This is a genomic window from Streptomyces sp. NPDC052496, from assembly GCF_040679095.1.
In the GTDB taxonomy this organism is placed as follows: Bacteria; Actinomycetota; Actinomycetes; order Streptomycetales; family Streptomycetaceae; genus Streptomyces.
In genome coordinates, this window is the sequence record NZ_JBFAUH010000013.1 from 130,326 (window position 1) to 147,696 (window position 17,371).

Annotated in this window: 14 protein-coding genes; 5 read left to right on the plus strand and 9 right to left on the minus strand. The window is 71.6% G+C overall.

Going from position 1 to position 17,371, the window contains the following annotated elements; genetic code table 11:
- Positions 1-141 precede the first annotated feature (141 nt).
- A complete protein-coding gene (locus AB0L45_RS18805) occupies positions 142-561 on the plus strand; it encodes a hypothetical protein (protein WP_365841176.1) in 420 nt (139 codons plus the stop codon).
- Between the two features lie 30 nt (positions 562-591).
- Entirely contained in the window at positions 592-1,317 is a 726-nt protein-coding gene (locus tag AB0L45_RS18810; RefSeq protein WP_365841178.1) for a nucleotidyltransferase family protein, read from the plus strand.
- A gap of 392 nt (positions 1,318-1,709) precedes the next feature.
- Here the strand turns inward: AB0L45_RS18810 and AB0L45_RS18815 are convergent, their stop codons facing one another.
- The 6 genes from AB0L45_RS18815 to AB0L45_RS18840 all read right to left on the minus strand — a co-directional run bounded on the left by AB0L45_RS18815 (position 1,710) and on the right by AB0L45_RS18840 (position 9,601).
- On the minus strand, positions 1,710-3,380 hold the full coding sequence (locus tag AB0L45_RS18815; protein ID WP_365841180.1) for a DoxX family protein: 1,671 nt from the start codon (positions 3,378-3,380) through the stop codon (positions 1,710-1,712).
- 720 nt (positions 3,381-4,100) lie between these two features.
- The gene (gene rlmB, locus AB0L45_RS18820; RefSeq protein ID WP_365841182.1) at positions 4,101-5,057 is read right to left on the minus strand and encodes a 23S rRNA (guanosine(2251)-2'-O)-methyltransferase RlmB; all 957 of its coding nucleotides are present in this window, start codon (positions 5,055-5,057) and stop codon (positions 4,101-4,103) included.
- 400 nt (positions 5,058-5,457) lie between these two features.
- Positions 5,458-6,852: a cysteine--tRNA ligase gene (gene cysS / locus AB0L45_RS18825; RefSeq protein WP_365841184.1), complete on the minus strand. Its 1,395-nt coding sequence runs from the start codon at positions 6,850-6,852 to the stop codon at positions 5,458-5,460.
- A 326-nt stretch (positions 6,853-7,178) separates the two neighbouring features.
- A complete protein-coding gene (ispF, locus tag AB0L45_RS18830; protein WP_365841371.1) occupies positions 7,179-7,685 on the minus strand; it encodes a 2-C-methyl-D-erythritol 2,4-cyclodiphosphate synthase in 507 nt (168 codons plus the stop codon).
- On the minus strand, positions 7,678-8,475 hold the full coding sequence (ispD, locus tag AB0L45_RS18835; RefSeq protein WP_365841186.1) for a 2-C-methyl-D-erythritol 4-phosphate cytidylyltransferase: 798 nt from the start codon (positions 8,473-8,475) through the stop codon (positions 7,678-7,680). The genes ispF and ispD overlap by 8 nt, the downstream gene beginning before the upstream one ends.
- A 643-nt stretch (positions 8,476-9,118) precedes the next feature.
- Positions 9,119-9,601, minus strand: a complete 483-nt coding sequence (locus AB0L45_RS18840; protein WP_003953493.1) for a CarD family transcriptional regulator — start codon at positions 9,599-9,601, stop codon at positions 9,119-9,121.
- A gap of 974 nt (positions 9,602-10,575) precedes the next feature.
- Between AB0L45_RS18840 and AB0L45_RS18845 the strand changes: the two genes are divergently transcribed.
- Positions 10,576-11,250: a DUF461 domain-containing protein gene (locus AB0L45_RS18845; protein WP_365841188.1), complete on the plus strand. Its 675-nt coding sequence runs from the start codon at positions 10,576-10,578 to the stop codon at positions 11,248-11,250.
- A gap of 416 nt (positions 11,251-11,666) precedes the next feature.
- Here the strand turns inward: AB0L45_RS18845 and AB0L45_RS18850 are convergent, their stop codons facing one another.
- Positions 11,667-12,347 (minus strand): response regulator transcription factor, encoded by a 681-nt coding sequence (locus AB0L45_RS18850; protein WP_018540121.1) that lies wholly within the window; start codon positions 12,345-12,347, stop codon positions 11,667-11,669.
- Positions 12,344-13,618 (minus strand): ATP-binding protein, encoded by a 1,275-nt coding sequence (locus AB0L45_RS18855; protein ID WP_365841190.1) that lies wholly within the window; start codon positions 13,616-13,618, stop codon positions 12,344-12,346. Before AB0L45_RS18855 ends, AB0L45_RS18850 begins: the two co-directional genes overlap by 4 nt.
- 235 nt (positions 13,619-13,853) lie before the next feature.
- Here AB0L45_RS18855 and phoU point away from each other — a divergent pair, with 235 nt between their 5' ends.
- Positions 13,854-14,531 carry a phosphate signaling complex protein PhoU gene (gene phoU / locus AB0L45_RS18860; RefSeq protein ID WP_361158845.1) on the plus strand — a complete coding sequence of 226 codons (678 nt, stop codon included), beginning with the start codon at positions 13,854-13,856 and terminating at the stop codon, positions 14,529-14,531.
- A 590-nt stretch (positions 14,532-15,121) separates the two neighbouring features.
- On the opposite strand, the gene AB0L45_RS18865 is transcribed toward phoU, so the two are convergent.
- Entirely contained in the window at positions 15,122-15,883 is a 762-nt protein-coding gene (locus AB0L45_RS18865; protein ID WP_365841192.1) for a phosphoglyceromutase, read from the minus strand.
- 357 nt (positions 15,884-16,240) lie between these two features.
- Between AB0L45_RS18865 and AB0L45_RS18870 the strand changes: the two genes are divergently transcribed.
- The gene (locus AB0L45_RS18870) at positions 16,241-17,359 is read left to right on the plus strand and encodes a hydrolase (protein ID WP_365841194.1); all 1,119 of its coding nucleotides are present in this window, start codon (positions 16,241-16,243) and stop codon (positions 17,357-17,359) included.
- Positions 17,360-17,371 lie beyond the last annotated feature (12 nt).

A 17,371-nucleotide genomic window follows, 5' to 3' on the forward strand; every position in this document is an offset into this window, starting at 1 on the left:
ACGCGCCTTGTCGACAAATACCCCGGCAGAGCCGTCATTTCGAGCCTGTACGTCAACATCGCGTGCGCGCATTCAGCGAAAAGATCCCTCGATTCGGTGACTAAATGTCGCCAAATCATCACTACTCGCTACCATCGCCCCGTGAACTCCGCAGCCCGCCGTATCGGCCGAACCCTCGCCCTTGTCCTTCCCGTCGTGCTCGTCCTGTCCGGGACGCTCGCGGTCACCCGCGTCCCGTGGGCCTCGCCGGGGACGGACTCGCAAATGCTGACCGCGTCCTCCGAGAACGCCTCCACCAAGGCGCGTTCCCGGGCGCCGCAGGACATCCTCCGCGACCGGCTCCTGGTGGAACTCCAGGAGAAGAACCCCGGCGTCGCGCTGACCCACCTCCAGGAGGCGACCACCAAGCGCCCCTCGCTGGCCAAGCACTGCGTGGCCATCGCGCGGGCCCTCGGCCGTGCCGCGGTCGCCAAGTACGGCGGTGCCGCGCACCGTGCGCAGGCCTGGTCCCGGCCCGTCTGCGATACGTCGTTCGCCACCGGCGTCGCCTCTGTCCAGTGAGCCCGGCTCGCACCGCATAGGGTGCGAACCATGACAGCCCCGTACCCGCACCCCACGCAGGCCGTGGTCCTGGCCGGAGGCCAGGGTTCGCGACTCCGCCCGTACACCGACGACCGTCCCAAGCCGATGGTCGAGATCCCCGGCACCGGGGCCCCGATCATCGGCCACCAGCTCGCGTGGCTGGCCGCCGAGGGCGTCACGGACGTGGTCGTCTCCTGCGGCCATCTCGCCGAGGTGCTCCAGGACTGGCTGTCCCAGGCACAACTTCCCCTGAGTGTCACGACCGTTGTCGAGACCGAGCCGCTCGGTCGCGGTGGCGGTCTCAAGTACGCCGCCGCCTCGCTGCCCCGCCCCGAGGAGCCCTGGTACGCGACCAACGGCGACATCTGGACCCGCTTCTCGCTGCGCGAGATGGCGGACTTCCACCATGAGCGCGGCGCGGACGCCACGCTCGCGCTGGCCCGGCCGCGCATTCCCTGGGGCGCCGTGGAGACCGACGAGTTCGGCCACGTCCTCGACTTCATCGAGTCGCCGCCCTCCCCTTATCTGATCAACGCCGGTGTGTACGTCTTCTCCGCCGCCTTCACTGGGCTGCTGCCCGCGCGCGGGGACCATGAGCGCACCACGTTCCCCCGCCTCGCCCGGGAACGCCGACTGGCCGGCTTCCCGCTGCCGAACGGCGCTTACTGGCGCGCCATCGATACGGCCAAGGACCTCACGGAGGCCGCGAAGGAGCTCGGCGCGCGGGACGCTTGAGCGCGAAGAGTGCGAACAGCGCGACAGCGCGAAGAGCGCGAACAGCGTAAGGAGCGCGGCGCACGGCGCGGGGGCCCGGAGGGAGTCGGGTGACTGAGGGTCGGGGGGAGCCTGGGCCCGTACCCGTAACCCGTGCCAGCCGCGCAGTGAACCGCCCCCACAGCCGAAGTCCGAAGCTGTGGGGGCGGTCCGTTTGGTTGCGGCGGTCGGGCTCTGCCCGTAAGGCCTAGGCAGGCTCACTGTTGCCCGTATGACGCAGGCAGGCTCACTGTTGCCCGTAAGGCCTGGGGAGGCTCACTGTTGCCGGTAGGTAAGGCCTGAGGCTGGGGGGCTCGGCCCCTAGGGCTCCGTAGAACCCCTGCAAGGCCCCTGAGGGCCTCCGCAGAGCCCCCTCACCCCAGCAACCCGCCCAGCGTCCCCCCGCGCCCCCTGCCGCTGCTGGAGCTGCTCGAACCGCTCTCGCTCGCGCCGCCGTTGGTGCCTCCGGCGGTGCCGCCGACGGACGGGGCCTGGGGGGTCGTCGCCGGGGCCCGGGTCGGTGTGGTGCGGCCGGACGGTGCGCCGCTGGAGGAGCGGCCGGAGTCCGGTGCCGAGCCGCTCACGCTGCCGGTGGCCCGTGCCGTGCCGGGGGCGGAGGCCGAGGGGGACTTCGACTTCGGCGATCCGGCCTTGCGCGAGGCGCCCGCGGACGGCTTGCCGGGGTGCTTCGGCGACTTGCCGGTGCGCCCGGGGCCGTGCTGCGCCTTCGGGCCGCCGGGCTGCGACTGCTGCGGCAACGGCGAGCCGGGGAGGTTGTTCGTCGCAGGCTCGCCGGGCTCCGGTACGGACGGCACCGAGGCGGACCGTACGGCGCCGCCCAGCAGCGAACCGACCAGCAGCGTCAGCCCGGCGACCACGGCCGTCAGGACGGCGCCGCGGCGCAGCACCCGGCGCCGCAGGTCCCACAGCTCGACGCGTGGGCCCAGCCGCCGCCACGCCTCGCCGGCGAGCCGGGCGTCCATCGAGTAGACGGGTGCGCCCGCGATGATCAGCGGGCTCCAGGCGGCGAGGTAGATGATGTCGGGCGCGTCGTAGACCGGTACGGTGCGCCAGCTGACCGTCATCAGGAGGGCCATGGAGAGCAGCGCGCCGAACGAGGCGGCGACCCGCTGCCACAGTCCGCACATGGTCAGCACGCCGACCACGACCTGGAGGAAGGCCACGGTCAGGCCGGCTCCCACGGGGTGCGAGAGCGCGAAGTCGCGCAGTGGGGCGACGAGCGACCAAGGGTGCAGCGACTGGAGCCATTTGACCATCGAGCCGCGTTCGCCGCCGTCGAAGTAGACGGGGTCGCAGAGCTTGCCCATGCCCGCGTACACGCTGATGAAGCCGAGGAAGACGCGCAGCGGCAGCAGTACGACACCGAGGTTCATCCGGCGGCCGGGGTAGTACGCGTGCCGGATCGTGTCGCCGCCGCGCCGCTTGAGCCCGTCGCCGTCCTGCTCGTCGCCGTACCGCTCGTACGCCGCCGCATCCTCGTCCGGGTACGGCGGCTCGACCTCGTAGTGGTCGTAGGCGCCGGTGGTCGGCCGCACGCCCTTGAGCAGGGTGGTGTCCGCGTCCACGGGGCCGCGCTGGCCGACCACGGTCGAGGCCGGGCCGCCGGGACCGCTGCCCGTGCCGGGCTGCTCCTCGTCGAGCCGGACCCGGGGCAGGACCTGGGTCGTGGTGCCGGCGTCGTCGCTGCGCTCGGCGGTGACCGTGGTACGGCCCGACTTCCGTACGGCATGGAGAAGTTGACTGGTGGCGGCGGTGGTGCCGCCCGGTTCGGTGCGGCCGCTCCACACCACGGGTGCGCGGCGTCTGCCGCCCGCCGGCTCCCGGACCACGGGGATGCGCGCGGTGTCGGCCATGGCACCGCCGCTCGCGGCGGGCGCGGCGAGCTGCACGCGGAAGCTGGCGTGATTGACAATGACCTGCGCGGGATCGCACGGCACCTTGACCGAGCTCAGCACCGGCTCGTCATCGAAGCCCGGCGAGCGTCCCCCCGTAGGCGTGCGGGGTGTTCTGGTGTCCACGCTCATCTAACCGAGTGACCCGCGTTTAAGACACTGCCTTGACCGCCCCGAACTGTCCGAGACCCGTCAAGGGAACGCGGGATCACCGCCGGTGCCACGGGTGACCTCCGCGAGGCCGCCCCGGCGCACCGGCGGCACGGCGCTCACGCGGGCCGCCGAACAGTCTTCCGGATGACTGTTCGCATGTTTGTGCGAGGCGGGGCTGGGAGGGGTGAAGCGCTCGGGTACGGAGCACGCGCGGCCCGGAGCTCCCGTCCGCGCGCCCTCACCACCCTGCCGTTCCGTCCGCGTCGCCTGAGCGCCCGCCTCTCGGTCCGTCGACACAGGGGCACGCGCTCACCGGCGCCGCCGCGGTCCGTCGACACGGGCACGCACTTCCCCGCACCCCCGGTCCGTCGGCACGGGCACGCACTTACCGGCGCGGCCACGATCCGTCGACACGGGCACGCACTCACCCGCGCCCCCGCGGTCGATCGGCACGGACACGCTCACCCGCACCCCCGCGCCCCACCGGCACGGGCACGCACTCACCCGCGCCGCCGCGGTCGATCGGCACGGACACGCTCGCCCGCACCCCCGCGCCCCACCGGCACGGGCACGCACTCACCCGCGCCGCCGCGGTCGATCGGCACGGACACGCTCACCCGCACCCCCGCGGTCCGTCGGCACGGGCACGCACTTCCCCGCACCCCCGCACCCCCGCAACCCACCGGCACGGGCACACACTCACCCGCGCCGCCGGGCCGCCTCCCACAGCACCACGCCCGCCGCGACACCCGCGTTCAGCGACTCCGCGCCGCCGGGCATCGGGATGCGTACGCGTACGTCGCAGGTCTCGCCGACCAGCCGCGACAGGCCCTTGCCCTCGCTGCCGACGACGATGACGACCGGGCCGTCCAGCACCTCCAGGTCCTGGAGCTCCATCTCACCGTCCGCCGCCAGGCCCACGACGGTCATGCCCGCCTTCTGGTAGCCCTCCAGGGCGCGCGTCAGGTTCGTGGCGCGCGCGACCGGCGTACGGGCCGCCGTGCCGGCCGAGGTCTTCCACGCGCCGGCCGTCATGCCGGCGGCGCGCCGCTCCGGCACGACCACGCCGTGCCCGCCGAACGCGGCGACGGAGCGCACCACGGCGCCGAGGTTGCGCGGGTCGGTGACGCCGTCGAGCGCGACGATCAGCGGGTCCTCGCCGTCGTCGAAGGCGGCGGCCGCCAGGTCCTCCGGGTGCGCGTACTCGTACGGCGGCACCTGGAGCACCAGGCCCTGGTGGTTGAGTCCGTTGGTCATGCGGTCGAGCTCGGGGCGCGGCGCTTCCATCAGGTTGATGTTGCCGCGGTCGGCGGCGAGCTGCAGCGCCTCGCGCACCCGCTCGTCGTTCTCGATGAACTGCTGCACGTACAGCGTCGTCGCGGGCACCCCGTCGCGCAGCGCCTCGAAGACCGGGTTACGGCCGACGACCAGCTCCGAGGTGCCCTTGGCGCCACCGCGCCGCGGGGCCGGGCGCCGGTTGGCCGCCTGCTTGGCCTTGGCGTTGGCGAGGCGGTTCTTCACATGCCCCTTGCGCGCGGACGCGGGCGGGGTCGGGCCCTTGCCTTCCAGGCCCCGGCGCCGCTGGCCACCGCTGCCGACCTGCATACCCTTCTTGTTGGACGTGCGGCGGTTCCTGCGCTGGCTGTTGCCGGCCATGGGTCACCTGTCTCTTCACTGCTCTCGACGTCTCGCGACGTGGAGTGGATACGTACGTACGGATGTCTGTCTGATGTGTGTCTGCAAGAAGTGTCGCCCGGAGGCGGCCGGTACGGCCAACCGGCACCCTCCGGTGTGGTTCGCCGACGCCCGCGGGGGCGGCTGACCGGCCCGTCTCGGGACGGGCTCGGTCGGTACGGGCGTCCGGCCGGCCCGTCGGTCGGCCGGTCGGCCCCTCGGTCGGCCGGTCGGCCTCGGTCGGCCGGTACGAGCATCCGGCCGCACGGGGATCACCAGGCATGGGCCCCGGCCGAAGGCCACCCGAGGCCCCTGGGGCCCCCGAGGCCCTCAAGGTCACCGCCAGGTCCCAGGCCCCAAGCCCCAGGCCCCCAAGTTCACCTCAGGACAACGACCACCGCGGACCCGAAGGAGTGTCCTCGATGGCCAGTCCGGACTGCTGGAGCTGGTCGCGGATGGCGTCGGCGGTCGCGTAGTCCTTACGGGTGCGGGCCGCCTGGCGCTGTTCCAGGACCAGCCGGACCAGCGAGTCGACGACTCCGTGCAGGTCCTCGCCGCGGTCCGCGCCACCGCCCGACCACTGCTCGTCCAGCGGGTCCAGGCCGAGGACGCCCAGCATGGCGCGGACCTCGGCCAGACGGGCGACGGCCGATTCCTTGTCGTCGGCCGTCAGCGCGGAGTTCCCCTGGCGGACGGTGGTGTGCACGACGGCCAGCGCCTGCGGTACGCCGAGGTCGTCGTCCATCGCCTCGGCGAAGGCCGGCGGGACCTCGGCGGCGGGCTCGACCGGACCGGCCTTCTCCACCACCCGCTGGACGAAGCCCTCGATCCGCGCGAACGCGGACTCGGCCTCGCGCAGCGCTTCCTCGCTGTACTCGATCATCGAGCGGTAGTGCGGGGTGCCCAGGTAGTAGCGCAGCACGATCGGGCGCCAGCGCTTGACCATCTCCGAGACCAGCACCGAGTTGCCCAGCGACTTGGACATCTTCTCGCCGCTCATCGTGACCCACGCGTTGTGGCACCAGTAGGCGGCGAAGTCGTCGCCGTACGCCTTGGCCTGCGCGATCTCGTTGTCGTGGTGCGGGAAGACCAGGTCGACGCCGCCGCCGTGGATGTCAAAGGCGGCGCCCAGGTACTTGTGCGCCATCGCCGAGCACTCCAGGTGCCAGCCGGGACGGCCGCGGCCCCACGGGGTCTCCCAGCTCGGCTCGCCCGGCTTCGCCGCCTTCCACATGGCGAAGTCGCGCGGGTCGCGCTTGCCGGTCTCGCCCTCTCCGGAGGGCTGGAGGAGGTTGTCCAGCTCCTGGTTGGACAGTTCCAGGTAGCCCGGGAAGGAGCGCACGTCGAAGTAGACGTTGCCGTCCGCGGCGTAGGCGTGGCCGCGGTCGATCAGGCCCCGCATCATCTCGATCATCTCGGGGACGTGGCCGGTGGCGCGCGGCTCGTAGGTGGGGCGCAGGCAGCCGAGCGTGTCGTAGGCCGTGTTGAAGGCGACCTCGTTCTCGTAGCCGATGGACCACCACGGGCGGCCCTGTTCGGCGGCCTTCTTGATGATCTTGTCGTCGATGTCCGTCACGTTGCGGACGAACGTCACGTCGTAGCCGCGGTGCAGGAACCAGCGGCGCATGATGTCGAAGTTCAGACCCGACCGGATGTGCCCGATGTGCGGAGCGGCCTGTACGGTCGCGCCGCACAGGTAGATCGAGACACAGCCCGGCGTGAGCGGGGTGAAATCGCGAGTCTGCCGGGCGCTGGTGTCGTACAGCCGAATAGTCACGCGTCAAGGGTAGTCCGAACCGGACAGTGCCCCGCGACCGCCGGGGCCACGGACACAGAAGCGTGACATTTCGCCGCGAGCGGCTGCGCCGTACGCGGGCACCGCGACGGAACTCCCGTCCACATCAGGGAGTTCCCGCCACGGTTCCCGTCACGGTTCCCGCCAGAGTTCCCGGCGAAGACGCCGTCGCAGCTCCCCGCCGCGCCTCGCACCGACACCTCACACCGACACCTCGCACCGCCCGCGCGCCGGCCGCTGCCCCGCAGCCCGCCTCTCCGAGCAGCCCGTCTCCACCGAGCAGCCCACCTCTACTGAGCAACCCGCCTCTACCGAGCAGGCAGCACCAACGCCGTGGCCACCGCCGCCAGCCCTTCCGCGCGGCCCGTCAGGCCCAGGCCGTCCGAGGTCGTGCCGGACACCGAGACCGGGCCGCCGGCCGCCTCCGACAGGACCTTCTGGGCCTCGGCGCGCCGCTTGCCGATCTTCGGGCGTACGCCGATGACCTGCACCGCGATGTTGCCGACCACGAAGCCCTCGGCCCGTACGATGCGGGCGGCCTCGGACAGCAGCGTCACGCCGGACGCGCCGGAGTACTCCGGGCGGCTCGTGCCGAAGTGGGCGCCGAGGTCGCCGACGCCGGCGGCCGAGAAGAGCGCGTCGCAGGCCGCGTGCGCGGCGACGTCACCGTCGCTGTGCCCGGCGAGGCCGTACCCGTCGCTCTCCGCGTCGTCCCAGAGCAGACCGGCCACCCACAGTTCACGGCCCTTCTCGAAGGCGTGCACGTCGGTGCCGATGCCCACCAGGGGCATCATCTGCAGTTGCGGTTCATACATACCCATCGGTGGCCCTCCTACGGGCGAGTACGGCTTCGGCGAGGACCAGGTCCAGGGGCCGGGTCACTTTGAACGCCTCTTCATGCCCGGGCACGACCACGACAGGCGCGCCGAGCTGCTCGACCATCCCCGCGTCGTCGGTCGCGCCGTCCCCCTGGAGGGCGACGGTCTCGTGGGCCTTGACCAGGGTCGCCCGGTCGAAGCCTTGCGGGGTCTGCACGGCGCGCAGCCGGGCGCGCTCCGGTGTGCCCACCACGGGCTCCGGCTCGCCGGCCTGCTCGCCGGTACGCGGTTCGACCTGCTTGACGGTGTCCGCGAGCGGCAGCGCCGGCACCACGGCCGGGGCGCCGTCCCGTACCGCGGCGATCACCGAGTCCACCGTGTCGGCGGGGACCAGCGGCCGGGCGGCGTCGTGCACCAGCACCACGTCGATGGCCTCGGGCAACGCCTCCAGGCCGCGCCGGACGGACTCCTGGCGGGTCTCGCCGCCGGGGACGACGAGCAGGTCGGTGCGTTCGGGCAGCGGGTACTGGTCCAGCAGGTTGCGGACCTCGGTGGCACCGTCCGGCGGGGCGACGACCACGACGACGGAGACGGCGCGGGAGGCGGCCATCGCGCGTACGGCGTGGACGAGCATGGGTGTGCCGCCCAGCGCGCGGAGCGCCTTGGGGGCGCCCGGCCCGAGCCGTACGCCGCGTCCGGCGGCCGGGATGACGGCCGCGGTGCGGAGCCGGGGCGTGCCGGAGGGGGTGGCAGCGAGGTTGGCGGAATCTGGGGATACGTCTGACATCGGTTGCTCCGAAGCCCGGGGAGACCCCGGAATTAGCGCAGACAGGTTTGTTTCCTGAGCCGACATGGGTATGGCCGCAGTGTGCCGGGCGCGACGCCCCGATCCGGACCCTTCCGTGACGCCGGTCGGGACAGCTGCCCGAGCCCGGCACGCCATAAGCGGGCGCGACGGCGGATCTTGTCGGGGACGAGCACGGGGGCGGTCACCACGGGGAACGATCACAAGTTTGTGCAGTGGTGCACGGCTTCCGCCGCACGTGAGCTTCCGCTTCCGTGAGTCCGGACGCCGTACGTACTCCACGGCACCCGCCGTACTCGCCGTGCTCGCCGTACTGCGAGCACCGGGTAGCGCGTACGAGCGCGTCCGGTGTCCCGAGTACACCTGACGTCCCAAGTACGTCCGGTGTGCCGAGCGCACCTGACGTCCCGAATACGTCCGGTGTGCCGCGTACGTCCGACGTCCGACGTCCATACGGATGCTGCGGATGCTCTCGTACGGACGTCCGCACGGGTGCGGAACGCCGTGGCGGGCGTGCCCGCCGTCGGCCGGTGCGGAGATGCCGCAGATATGCCGCAGCGCCCGGCAACTGACCGCTCCTGGCCGGAGTCGGCCGCCACTCGGGCGCCGCGGCATTCGTACGTCGTCAGGACGCGAGGACCTCGTCGAGCAGAGCCTCGGCCTTGTCCTCGTTGGTGTTCTCCGCGAGGGCGAGTTCGCTCACGAGGATCTGCCGGGCCTTGGCGAGCATGCGCTTCTCACCGGCGGAAAGACCGCGCTCCCGCTCCCGGCGCCACAGGTCACGCACGACCTCGGCGACCTTGATCACGTCACCCGAGGCGAGCTTCTCCAGATTTGCCTTGTAACGACGGGACCAGTTCGTCGGCTCTTCGGCATATGGTGCGCGCAGCACCTCGAAGACCCGGTCCAGCCCGTCCTGGCCGACCACATCGCGTACGCCGACGAACTCCGCATTGTCCGCTGGCACACGAACAGTCAAGTCGCCCTGGGCGACCTTCAGCACCAAGTAGGTCTTGTCCACGCCTTTGATCTGGCGAGTTTCGATGGCCTCGATCAGCGCGGCCCCGTGATGGGGATAGACCACGGTGTCGCCAACCTTGAACGTCATGTGACAGGTACCCCTTCCGTGGCTATCCATGCTAACACGGGAACGGGCCGTTCTGAATGGCGTTTTCGCAGGTCAGGGCATATCTCGGGGCTTGACAACAGCGGCCGGAACGTGCTTCGGCAGCCCTCCGCATGCAGGAATTCGCAGGTCGGAGCCGCTTCGCACGCAGCCTGAAACACGTACGTCACACGCCCCGAAGCACCCGGAGCGACGCCCGTACGTCCCGTTTTGCCGGAATCTGGATGTCGCAGTTCCGCTACTCCGTTCGGTTCTGGAGAGCAGGTGTCCACCGTTTCGCGAATTGATCACCAGGTGATCACCTCGCGAACACCCGACGGGCACCGCGCGCCGGCCGCCACAGGTGATCAATTCCGGGAAGCCGGCGCATTCCCTGCGAATCCCGATTTACCTCAGAGGAAACCCGCCCGGTTACCTCGGGGGAAACCGACCGGACATCACCCGAACAGCCGCTTGCCGGATATTCGGGTTTCTCCCTAGACCCGATCGTGATCTCCCGCGATCTCCGGCGGTCCCCGGCGGCCTCCGGCGATCCCCAGCGACCTCCGGCGATCCCCGGCGATCTCCGACGCCCTCCCTCGCGATACTTCCGTTGAGCAGGCGCGGAAAGCCCCGGTAGGACCGGCAGGGCCTGGTCGGCAGGGTGGGGTCGGCAGGGCGTGATGGCAGGACGGGGCCAGGAGGGCTGACAGTGTGCGGCAATCAGCCGTACCGCGGTGGGCGGGCGTGGCGCGTCAGGGCGGGCCCGACCAGGATGTGAGGAGGGTGTGATCGTCCTGGGGGCGGGTCGGGTGCGGCGGCCCGGGGGCGGCTCGGTAACCTAGCGGCGCTGACACACCCTTAGGGCGGCTTTACGCGGATGCCGGTACGGCGACCGCGCTCGGCCGCCCAGCCGCCCATCCGCGACCGGGCTCGAAGTTCGGCCGCCGTAGTTCGTCCAAGGAGATGCCGCCGCCGTGAGCCGCAGCCTTCGACGCGGCGTCCTCGCCGCCACCGTTCTCACGCTCTCGATCGCCACGCTCTCCGCGTGCGGAGCCGGGAACGACGCCCAGACGCTTCAGGTCAAGCCGGACAACGCCGCGACCAGCGTCGGCGACCTCAAGATCCAGAACGCTTCCGTCGTCACCCAGCCCGAACCGGACGCCGAGGGCCCGGCCGTGGTGACCGCGACCGTGTTCAACAACGGCAGCAAGGACCAGACGCTGGAGTCCATCAAGGTCAACGGTACGAACAAGGAAGCGAAGCTGGCGCCCGCCAAGGGCACCGGGGCGATCGTGGTCCCGGCCGGCGGCTCGATCGTGATCGGCGGCAAGGACAACGCCTCCGCCGTACTGGCCAGCGGCCGCGAGTCCGTGAAGAACGGCGACGCGCAGTCCGTGACCTTCGACTTCAGCGCCGCCGGGAAGGTCACCCTGCGCGCGTTCGTCGTCCCGGCCAAGAGCTACTTCAAGGACTTCGGCCCGGACGAGGTGCCGAAGCCGTCCGGCTCGCCCCGCCCGTCCGGCAGCCCCGCCTCGCCGTCCGGCAGCCCGTCGGCGTCGGCCACGCCGAGCGGCACGGCCGGCGCCGACGCCGGTGGCAGCGCCTCGCCGAACAACGGCATGTCGCAGTCCCCCGAAGCCGGCCGCTGAGCCGGTAGCGGCACGGCGCGGCACGTACGACGTGCGGCGCCGTCTGCCGCGCGGGGGGGCTGTGCGGCGGGTGCTGGGTGCTGTGCGGGGTGCCGTCACCGTACGCGGGGTGCCGTCACCGTACGAGGACATCGTTCCCGTACGGGATCACCATCGGCGTACGGGCTCACCATCGGCGTACGGGATCACCATCGCCGCACGGCATGGCACCCGACGCCGTACAGCGCCACCGTCGCCGTACGGCATGGCACCGTCGCCGTAACAGCATCACCGAAGTACAGCGCCATGCGCCATCGCAGTACCACCACGAGCGCCGTGCGGACCGGAGTGACCCGGCCGCACGGCGCTCGCGTACACGCGGCTACCGCCTATGTCCAACGGCCAACAACCAACGACCAATGGCCAACGCCTACGGCCTACGGCTCGAACTTGTACCCCAGCCCCCGCACCGTGACCAGGTACCGCGGCGCGCCCGGGTCCGGTTCGATCTTGGCGCGCAGGCGCTTCACGTGGACGTCCAGCGTCTTGGTGTCCCCCACGTAATCGGCGCCCCAGACGCGGTCGATCAGCTGCATACGGGTCAGCACCCGGCCCGCGTTGCGCAGCAGCATTTCCAGGAGGTCGAACTCCTTCAGCGGCAGGTCGACCTTGCCGCCGGAGACCGTGACCACGTGCCGGTCCACGTCCATCCGGACCGGCCCGGCCTCCAGGGCCTGCGGCGTGACCTCCTCGGGCTCCCCACGGCGGCGCAGCACCGCGCGGATCCGGGCGACCAGCTCGCGGGAGGAGAAGGGCTTGGTGACGTAGTCATCGGCTCCTATCTCCAGGCCGACCACCTTGTCGATCTCGCTGTCCTTGGCGGTCACCATGATGACCGGGACGTTGGAGCGGCCGCGCAGCTGACGGCAGACCTCGGTGCCGGGCAGGCCCGGCAGCATCAGGTCCAGCAGGACCAGGTCGGCGCCGTTGCGCTCGAACTCGTCCAGGCCGTCGGGGCCGGTGGCCGCGACCGCGACCTCGAAGCCCTCCTTGCGGAGCATGTACGACAGAGCGTCACTGAACGATTCCTCGTCCTCGACGACGAGCACTCGGGTCACGGAAGGACCTCCGGGGCAGGGTGAGCAGGGAGCGGATCGTTGAAGGTCTCGTACGGGCGGTCCTCTTCGTCGAGGCCCTCCGCCGACGGGTCGGAGGCGGCCCGCGCGCGGTCGCGCACGGCCCCGGCCTCCGGGAGACGCAGGGTGAAGGTGGAGCCCTGTCCCTCAGCGCTCCAGACCGTGACCTCCCCGCCGTGCGAGGCGGCCACGTGCTTGACGATGGCGAGGCCGAGGCCGGTCCCGCCGGTGGCGCGCGAGCGCGCCGGGTCGACGCGGTAGAACCGCTCGAAGACGCGGTCCCGGTCCTTCTCCGATATCCCGATGCCCTGGTCGGTCACCGCGATCTCGATCAAGTCGCCGCCGTGTGCCTGGACACGGCGGCCCGCGATACCGACCCGGGTACGGGCCGGTGAGTAGTTGACGGCGTTCTCGACGAGGTTGCCGAGGGCGGCGGCGAGCTGGCCGCGGTTGCCCCAGACGTGCAGGTCGGCGGTGCCGGCGGCGGCCATGGTGATCTGCTTCGTGCCGGCCTGCTGGCGGCAGCGGTCGATCGCCTCCGCGACCAGTTCGTCCACCCGGACCGGCTCGGCGTCCTCCAGCGGGTCGTCGTTCTGCACCCGGGAGAGGTCGATCAGTTCCTGGACGAGGTTGGTCAGGCGGGTGGCCTCGTTCTGCATCCGGCCCGCGAAGCGCTCGACGGCCTCGGGGTCGTCGCTGGCGTCCATGACGGCCTCGGACAGCAGGGACAGGGCGCCGACCGGGGTCTTGAGCTCATGGCTGACGTTGGCGACGAAGTCGCGCCGTACCGCTTCTATGCGCCGGGCCTCGGTCAGGTCCTCGACCAGCAGCAGGACCAGCCGCGAGCCGAGGGGCGCGACCCGCGCCGAGACCGCCAGCGCGTCGCCGCCCCGGCCCGTACCCCTGCGCGGCAGGTCCAGCTCGACCTGGCGTATCTCGCCGTCGCGGCGGGTGTCGCGGGCCATCTGGAGCATCGGCTCGACGGCCAGCTTCCCGCCTCGTACGAGCCCGAGGGCGTACGCCGCCGAGCTGGCCTTGACCACGGCGTCGGCCTCGTCCAGGACGACGGCCGAGGAGCGCAGCACCGACAGGACCGTGTCCACGCCGGGTGGCAGGACGGCGTCGGTGTGCAGGGACGTACGCGTGGGCTTGGCCTGATCCCGCTCGCTCCAGCGGAACGCCAGCATGGCGAAGACGCCGGTGCACAGTCCGGCGATCGCTGCCACTGCGGCGACGGCCGCATCCACGTTCATGACTCCAGGTTATGCGTCGCCTGTGACAGTTCCCCAGCCGTTCGAGGGCCTGATCGAACATACGTCGCCCAGAGTTCACCTTGGTGTCGGCACCGGTTCATTCCGGAGGTCAGAACCGGTCGCGTTCCGGCCGGAACGTGGGAGCGTGGGGGTTCCGGCCCCCACTCCGTCAAGCCGAATGGCACTTCACCACCCCGAGCGACACGCCACCACCCGAACCGAGAGAAGGTCACTGATGCGGGACGCGTACCACGAGGAGCTGGACTCGATCGGCGAGAGCCTCGTCGAGATGGCCAGGCTCGTCGGCTCCGCGATCGGGCGCGCCACCACGGCGATACTCGACGCGGACCTGAAGCTGGCCGAGGCCGTCATCGCCGCCGACGAGAAAGTCGATGATCTCCAGCGGGACCTGGAAGCGCGCGCGATAGCCCTCCTCGCCCGCCAGCAGCCGGTCGCCACCGACCTGCGGATCGTCGTCACCTCCCTGCGCATGAGCGCCGACCTGGAACGCTCCGGCGACCTGGCCCAGCACGTGGCCAAGCTCGCCCGGCTGCGTTTCCCGGACACGGCCGTGCCGCGGGATCTGCACGCGACGATTCTGGAGATGGGCCAGCTCGCGCAGCGTCTGATGGCCAAGGCCGCCGAAGTGATCATCACCAAGGACGTCGACCTCGCGCTCCAGCTGGAGCAGGACGACGACGCGATGGACCTGCTCCACCGCACCCTCTTCCAGCACCTGATGGACGACCGCTGGAAGCACGGCATCGAGACGGCCGTGGACGTGACGCTGCTGGGCCGCTACTACGAGCGGTTCGCCGACCACGCGGTGTCGGTCGCCAAGCGCGTCGTCTATCTGGTCACCGGCGAGCACGCGGACGAGATCGCCCCGCCGGCCCCGGTGGAGGGCGCGTAGCAGCACCCGGCCGCGCACGGCACGGCACGCACGCCCCGGCCAGGAGCCGCACGGCGGCGCGCCGTGCCACCACGCGCCGTTGATGCGCCTCGGCGGGCGGGCCTCCAATGGAGAGCGGACGACATTCGATGCCCCTCTTCCCAAGGAGGCAGATCATGACGCGTTCGACCACCCCCGGCCCCCAGCTGAGCAACTGCAGCTGCGGCTCCGGCTGCTCCTGCGGCTGCCAGTCCGGCGGCCCCTGCCAGTGCGGCGGCGACTGCGGCTGACCCCAGCCACCACCGCCCCACCGACAGCGCCCGCGACCAAACGTTCCGGCGGCCGCTCGGCTCACGGGCGCGACACACAGGGTTCCGCCCGGCATCCCACCGGGCGGGGCCCTGACCTGCGTCCCGTAGCGGCCTGGGGCAACGGCACGGAACGGCCGCCCCTCCGAGCCACACGACGAGACAAACAGCCCAACCGCAACTTCCAGCCCCCAGGGCCGCCAGCAACAAGCCCCCCACCGGCGAAGAACCCGCAGGCAGGGGGCTTGAAGGCAAGAAACCCGGAAGCAGCGGACCCGGGAGCAGTAGCCCCGGGCCGGGAGATTACTTCTTCTTGCCCTGGTTCTTGACGGCCTCGATGGCGGCCTTGGCGGCTTCCGGGTCGAGGTAGGTGCCGCCCGGGTTCGCCGGGTGGAAGTCGGCGTCGAGTTCGTAGGAGAGGGGGATGCCGGTGGGGATGTTCAGGCCGGCGATGTCGGCGTCGGAGATGCCGTCGAGGTGCTTGACCAGGGCGCGGAGCGAGTTGCCGTGGGCGGCGACCAGGACGGTGCGGCCGGTGGCCAGGTCCGGGACGATGCTGTCGTACCAGTACGGCAGCATGCGGACGACGACGTCCTTGAGGCACTCGGTGCGCGGGCGCAGCTCGCTGGGGATGACCGCGTAGCGCGGGTCGTCGATCTGGGAGAACTCCGCGTCGTCCGCGAGGGCGGGCGGCGGGGTGTCGTACGAGCGGCGCCAGAGCATGAACTGCTCCTCGCCGAACTCGGCCAGGGTCTGCGCCTTGTCCTTGCCCTGGAGCGCGCCGTAGTGGCGCTCGTTCAGGCGCCAGCTGCGGTGGACCGGGATCCAGTGGCGGTCGGCGGCCTCCAGGGCCAGCTGCGCGGTGCGGATGGCGCGCTTCTGGACGGAGGTGTGCACGACGTCGGGGAGCAGGCCGGCGTCCTTGAGCAGCTCACCGCCGCGGACCGCCTCCTTCTCGCCCTTCTCGTTCAGGTTGACGTCCACCCAGCCGGTGAACAGGTTCTTCGCGTTCCACTCGCTCTCGCCGTGGCGAAGGAGGATCAGCTTGTACGGTGCGTCGGCCATGTCTTTGAGCGTAATCCACATTCGGTCATGGGATCGCCGCGGCCCGCTTCGAGGGGGGCGGGAGGGGGAAGGGGCACGGACGGCTGCGAGTCGTGGGGCCGAGTGGGGAAGGGCGGGATGGTCATGACGTACACGCGGCGAGCTTGTGTGAGGGCGGGGCTGGGGGTCGTGTCGGCCCTGGCTCTCGCGACGCCGGCGGGTGAGGGGAGCGGCGGACGCGAGGGCAGGGCGGGTACCGGGCATGAGGGTGTGCCGAGGGCCGGGCACGAGGGTGTGACGAGGGCCGGGGGTGTTCGGGGGGCGGTGCCGGTTCGTATGGCGTTGCCTGCGCCGACCGGTCCTTACGGGGTGGGGATCGTGTCCCTCCACCTGGTGGACGGCGGGCGTCGTGATCCCTGGGTGGCGGACCGGGCGCGGCGGGAGCTGATGGTGAGTGTTCGCTACCCGGCCCGGGCGGTGGGCGGGCGTCCGCGTGCGCCGCAGATGCTGCCCGGGGAGGCGGCGGCCTTCGAGGCCTGGAGCAATTTTTCGGCGGTCATTCCGAAGGGGACGGCCGACTGGGGTGCCACCCGTACGCACGCACACCTGGACGCGCCGGTCGCGCGGCACGGCGGGCGGGGCTTCCCGGTGGTGCTCTACTCGCCCGGTGCGGCGGACCCGCGCTCGCTCGGCAGCACGCTCTGTGACGAGCTGGCGTCACGGGGGTACGCGGTCGTCGGCATCGATCACACGTACGAGGCGCCGGGCGTGCAGTTCCCGGGCGGGCGGGTGGCGTACAGCCGGATGCGGGAGGAGGTCGGGAAGGTGCAGGGGCGGCCCGAGCGGCTCACCGCGCTGCTGAAGAAGCTCACGGCGGTGCGGGTGGGCGATGCCCGGTTCGTGCTGGACGAGCTGGGACGGTCAGTGGCGCTGCCGCGGGTGCTGAGAGGGACGCTGGATCTGCGGGCGGTCGGGATGTTCGGGCAGTCGGGCGGCGGGTTCACGGCGGCACAGACCATGCACGACGACTGCCGGGTCAAGGCCGCGGCGAACCTGGACGGCGTGATGGGTTACACGCAGCGCGACGACGACCCGGCCCACCCGTCCACGGTGGGCACGGACGGGCTCGACCGTCCGCTGCTCCTCATGGGCAAGGAGGGCGACGATCACCACACGGTCGCCTCCTGGAAGGCGGTGTGGGAGCGCAGTTCGGGGTGGCACCGGGATCTCACCCTGAGCGGTGCCGAGCATGCGAGCTTCACGGATGCGCAGTGGCTGGTGCCGCAGTTGGCCGCCCGGAAGGGTGGGGGCGGGGGCGGGTTGCCGCGGGCTGCCGTCGAGAAGTTGGTGGGTACGGTCGCGCCGGGTCGTGCGGTGGCGGCGCAACGGGCGTACGTGACGGCGTTCTTCGACCGGTGGCTGCGCGGGCGGGACGCGGACAGCGGGTTGCTGGACGGGCCGTCGGCCCGCTTCCCGGAGGTCCGGTTCGTGCGGTGAGGGAGGAGAGGG

What these genes read in the sequence shown, in the direction of transcription:
- AB0L45_RS18810 (WP_365841178.1), top strand. Translation starts at nt 592, where the DNA reads ATGACAGCCCCGTACCCGCACCCCACGCAGGCCGTGGTCCTGGCCGGA.
- AB0L45_RS18815 (WP_365841180.1), bottom strand. Translation starts at nt 3,380, where the DNA reads ATGAGCGTGGACACCAGAACACCCCGCACGCCTACGGGGGGACGCTCG.
- rlmB (WP_365841182.1), bottom strand. Translation starts at nt 5,057, where the DNA reads ATGGCCGGCAACAGCCAGCGCAGGAACCGCCGCACGTCCAACAAGAAG.
- ispF (WP_365841371.1), bottom strand. Translation starts at nt 7,685, where the DNA reads ATGTATGAACCGCAACTGCAGATGATGCCCCTGGTGGGCATCGGCACC.
- ispD (WP_365841186.1), bottom strand. Translation starts at nt 8,475, where the DNA reads ATGTCAGACGTATCCCCAGATTCCGCCAACCTCGCTGCCACCCCCTCC.
- AB0L45_RS18840 (WP_003953493.1), bottom strand. Translation starts at nt 9,601, where the DNA reads ATGACGTTCAAGGTTGGCGACACCGTGGTCTATCCCCATCACGGGGCC.
- AB0L45_RS18855 (WP_365841190.1), bottom strand. Translation starts at nt 13,618, where the DNA reads ATGAACGTGGATGCGGCCGTCGCCGCAGTGGCAGCGATCGCCGGACTG.
- phoU (WP_361158845.1), top strand. Translation starts at nt 13,854, where the DNA reads ATGCGGGACGCGTACCACGAGGAGCTGGACTCGATCGGCGAGAGCCTC.
- AB0L45_RS18865 (WP_365841192.1), bottom strand. Translation starts at nt 15,883, where the DNA reads ATGGCCGACGCACCGTACAAGCTGATCCTCCTTCGCCACGGCGAGAGC.